Raw genomic sequence first — 4,936 nt, forward strand, 5'->3', positions numbered from 1 at the left:
GCATTAGACCGTCACGGTTTTTAAGCATATTCATAACCGCGTCTTTAACAAGCGGATTTCTGAATGCGGTTGCGATAAATTTACCGCTGCCTTCAGGTTCGTCACCGCCTGAGAAACCGCCCGGAATCATTACGATTTGAGAATTGTTTATTCTCTTTTGCATTTCTTTCATTGAGTAAACAACGTCGTCACCCGTAAGGTTTCTTACAACAAATACATCTGCCACAGCACCTGCGTTTTCAAATGCTCTTGCAGTATCGTATTCGCAGTTTGTACCCGGGAATACAGGAATAAATACTCTCGGTTTTGCAAATTTTTCTGTTGCAACAGTTATATTTCTCTTATCATAGCTGAATGTTTCAGGCTCACTTGTAAAGTGACCTGCTTTTGTAGGGAATACCTTTTCAAGCGGTTTTTTCCATACTTCAGCCGCCTCGCTAAGCGGAATATTTACTCCGCCTACTGTGAATGAGTCAGAGCCTGTTGTACCGACTGTTACGGCACCGTCAATTTCTTCTTCAACTTCAAGTACGATTGAGCCAAGCGGTGCATAGAATAGCATATCATTTGTAAGGTTCTTGTCAAATTCAACACCGATCATATTACCGAATGACATTTTTGAAACAGTTTCAACAAGACCGAATCCCTTAACAACGCTTGCCGACAATACTTTGCCGTCAAGAATAAGCTGATGAACCGTGTCATACATTTTCTTCAATTCGTCAAACTTAGGTAAATCGTTTTCGTCACGTTTAACTGTGAACATAACAAGCTTTGAGCCTGCTTTCTTGATTTCCTGTGAAATAACCTTATCAGCCTTTACAGGTGCAACGGCGAATGATGTAAGTGTCGGAGGTACGTCAAGGTCGTTGAACGAACCGCTCATTGAGTCCTTACCGCCGATTGCCGCAATACCTAATGCAAGCTGTGTCTTATATGCACCAAGCAATGAAGCAAAAGGCTTGCCCCAACGCTTAGGATCGGTTCCAAGTCTTTCAAAGTACTCTTGGAATGTAAGATAAATTTTCTTATAATCAGCACCCAACGCAACCGCTTTTGAAACAGATTCAACGATTGCATATGTTGAACCGTGATATTGGCTCCAGCTTGAAAGTTTCGGATTATAACCGAATGTCATAACGGTTGCCGTATTTGTTTCACCGTCAAGTACAGGAACTTTAGCAGCCATACCGTCTGACGGAGTAAGCTGATACTTACCGCCGAACGGCATAAGTACACTGTTTGCACCGATTGTTGAGTCAAACTTTTCGCATAATCCCTTTTGTGAGCATACGTTTAAGTCTGAAAGTGTTTCAAGCCACTTTGCCTTTACGTCAGTAACAACTTCTTGCTTAAAGAAACTGTTTTCAGTATCAGGAAGTACAACTTCAATATCAGTATTCTTTGTTGCACCGTTTGTGTTAAGGAAATCTCTTGAAATATCACAGATTGTCTTACCTCTCCAGTTCATAACAAGTCTGTTTTCGTCTGTGACATATGCAACCTTTGTTGCCTCAAGATTTTCGTTATTTGAATATTCTATAAACTTATCTGAGTCCTCCGCTCTTACAACAACAGCCATTCTTTCCTGTGATTCGCTGATTGCAAGTTCGGTTCCGTCAAGTCCCTCATACTTTTTAGGAACTTTGTCAAGGTCAATAACAAGTCCGTCCGCAAGCTCACCGATAGCAACCGATACACCGCCTGCACCGAAGTCGTTACATCTCTTTATAAGTGTAGTAACCTTTTCATCTCTGAAAAGTCTTTGAATTTTTCTTTCAACAGGCGGATTACCCTTTTGTACTTCACTTCCGCAAGTAACAACGCTTTCTTCATTATGCGCCTTTGAAGAACCTGTTGCACCGCCGATACCGTCACGACCTGTTCTTCCTCCGAGAAGAATAATAACGTCGCCCTTTGACGGCACTTCACGAATAACGTTCTTCTTTGGTGCCGCACCTATAACCGCACCGATTTCCATTCTCTTTGCAACGTAGCCTTCATCATATATTTCCTGAACCTGTCCTGTTGCAAGACCGATTTGGTTACCGTATGAACTGTAACCTGCCGACGCACCTGTTGTAATCTTTCTCTGCATAAGCTTTCCGGCATGTGTATCCTTTAGTGATACTCTCGGATCACCGCTACCGGTTACACGCATAGCCTGATATACATAACTTCTTCCTGAAAGCGGGTCACGAATAGCACCGCCAAGACAAGTTGCCGCACCGCCGAAAGGCTCGATTTCTGTCGGGTGGTTATGAGTTTCGTTTTTAAACATAATTAGCCATGGCTCGTCCTTGCCGTTTACGTCAACATCAACAACGATTGAACAAGCATTGATTTCTTCCGATTCATCAATTTCTTTTAAAAGACCTTGCTTTTTAAGCTGCTTAACTATGATTGTTGCCATATTCATAAGGCAAGTATCTCTGTCAGGTGAATACAAATCAGCTTTTGCAGCCTTATATTCATCATATGCAGCCTTAATGACATCGGCATATTTGCCGTTATTTATCTTAACATCATTTATCTTAGTGGAAAACGTAGTATGACGGCAGTGGTCAGACCAATATGTATCAATCATACGAAGTTCTGTAATTGTAGGATTACGCTTTTCCGTATCCTTAAAATACTTCTGACAGAATGCAAGGTCGTCCATATCCATTGCAAAGCCCATCTTTGAAAGAAATTCTTCCATTTTGCTCTCGTCCATTTCGGTAAAGCCGTCAACTGTCGCAACGTCATCGGGAACAACTGTTTCCATAACAAGCGAAGTCGGCTTTTCAAGGCTCGCCTCTCTTGCCTCAACAGGGTTTATAACGTAATTTTTAACAGCCTCTGTTTCTTCGTCGGAAATATCGCCGATAAGAACATATACCTTTGCACTTCTTACAGTCGGACGTTCCTTTTCCGTAAGAATTGAAATACATTCTTCAGCCGATGCGGCTCTCTGGTCAAACTGTCCCGGTAAAAATTCAACCGCAAACACTTTGCCCTCACTGATTTCAATTTCTTCATCATAAGCATTATCAACAGGAGGTTCTGAGAAAATAAGATTTCTCGCCTTTTGATATTCCTCATCGCTTACGCCCGAAACATCATATCTGTTAATAATTCTGACGTCTTTAAGACCTTTTAAAGAAAGGTTTTCTTTAAGATCGGCAAGTACACCCTTTGCCTCAACGTCAAATCCGTTTTTCTTTTCAACATAAATTCTTCTTACGTTTTCCATGATTTAACTCCTTTATATTAAAACTAAACTCAATATATATTCATTCTATCACAAAATAAAAGATTTATCAACATTAATTGCACAAGATTTTGTGATTGCGCGTACAATTTTTATTGCAAATGCTTCCGTTATTTTGTATAATAAATTTACATTACTGATTTTGGAGTGATTTTACTTGAAGAAAAAGATTTTTTCCGCATACGATATAATATTTATAATATCGGTCATTGCTGTGTTTGTATACGCGGTATTTGTATCGCCTGTCCATTCGGTTGCCGACCAGGGCGATTTTGAAAGAGTTATGCGTCCGTGCGGACTTGATTTTCCGTCCGACTACTCTTTTTACGATTATGCCGTAAGATTTTTTAATATGAAATTTACGTCGGTCGACTTGTTGTTATATGTGCCAAGACTTCTGTTTTTAGTGCCGACTACGACGTTTATATTCCCTACCGCAACAGCAAGGCTTATATGTCTGCCGTTCGGTGCTTTTGATATGCGGATTTTGGCGGGTATTATGTTTTTGTGGTATGCAACAGTATGCTTTTTTATACAACGCAAATTTAAAATTGAAAATAAGTTTTTGCATTGTATTTTTCTGTTGTTTTTTATCGTTGTATTTTTTAACGGAATTAATTTGACGATTTTAAACAGTCTGTACGGTCAAAGCGTTATGCTTGTATCGTTTGCAACTGTCGTGCTTTTCGGATTGTATATGTTTGAAAATGTACACGATGCTAAAAACAGCGTAATAATATTTTTCACTGTTTCATCTTGCCTGTTACTCGGTTCAAAATTGCAGTGTGCCGTATTTACACCGTTCCTTATTATCGCTGTATTGTATGTCGGTTTTAAAAGCAACAAGCGAAATTTGTGCATTGTGTGTTCAATCGTTTTACTTTGGCACGGAGTCGGCGGATACGTTATAAACGGCGGTCAGCTTAATTTGGATACACAGTATAACAGTGTGTTTTACGGTATTTTAAAAGACAATCCCAATCCGAAACAGGATTTAATCGATATGGGACTTGACGAAGATATGGCGGCCGACAGCGGTAAGCACGCATACCTTGATAAATCAGAATACAAATATCCGCCGCGAAGTGATATTATGAATGAAAAGTTTCATTCAAAAATGAGTAACGGAAAACTTATAAAATTCTACATCACTCACCCCCTGCGTCTTGTATCTGTTATGGAAACAACCGCACAAAATGCTTTTACAAACAAAATAAACCTCGGTACATTTGAGAAAAAATACGGCTATGCACCGAATACGTCCTCATATCGTTTTGATTTATGGGAAAATATCCGTGAGCATTTGCCAAAAACATTGTTCTTTATAATACCGAGTTATGCGGTATTTTTACTGATTGGTATTGTGATGTTGAAAAAGAAAAACAGATATGCCGTTCCGTTTATTTTCGTGATACTTATGGGACTTATTCAGTTTCCTATGCCGTATATCGGCAACGGTGCGGCTGATATTTCAAAACAGCTTTTTCTGTTTAACATATCGTTCGATTTCGGCTTAACCGTGCTGATTTATATGCTGTTTAAAACAGTTTCAAAAAAAATATCGAAAAAAGTTTCAAAAAATAGTTGACAAACCGTATTTCCCGTGCTATAATAACAAAGCAGTCAAGAAATGCGGGAGTGGCTCAGTGGTAGAGCGTCACCTTGCCAAGGTGAACGTCGCGA

2 protein-coding genes are annotated in these 4,936 nt (G+C 39.6%); one reads left to right on the plus strand and one right to left on the minus strand.

Translation table 11 applies throughout. From position 1 onward, the window contains the following. Nucleotides 1–3,235, minus strand: a 3,235-nt coding sequence (locus tag ACLTU0_RS10720) for a phosphoribosylformylglycinamidine synthase (RefSeq protein ID WP_412322423.1), incomplete at its 3' end; no start/stop codon positions are given. 175 nt (nt 3,236–3,410) lie between these two features. On the opposite strand from ACLTU0_RS10720, the gene ACLTU0_RS10725 reads away from it, so the two are divergent. Then, nucleotides 3,411–4,841: a hypothetical protein gene (locus tag ACLTU0_RS10725; protein ID WP_412294340.1), complete on the plus strand. Its 1,431-nt coding sequence runs from the start codon at nt 3,411–3,413 to the stop codon at nt 4,839–4,841. Nucleotides 4,842–4,936: the final 95 nt, after the last annotated feature.

It is taken from the genome of Hominilimicola sp. (assembly GCF_046972485.1).
GTDB classification, from domain to species: domain Bacteria; phylum Bacillota; class Clostridia; order UBA1381; family UBA1381; genus Hominilimicola; species Hominilimicola fabiformis.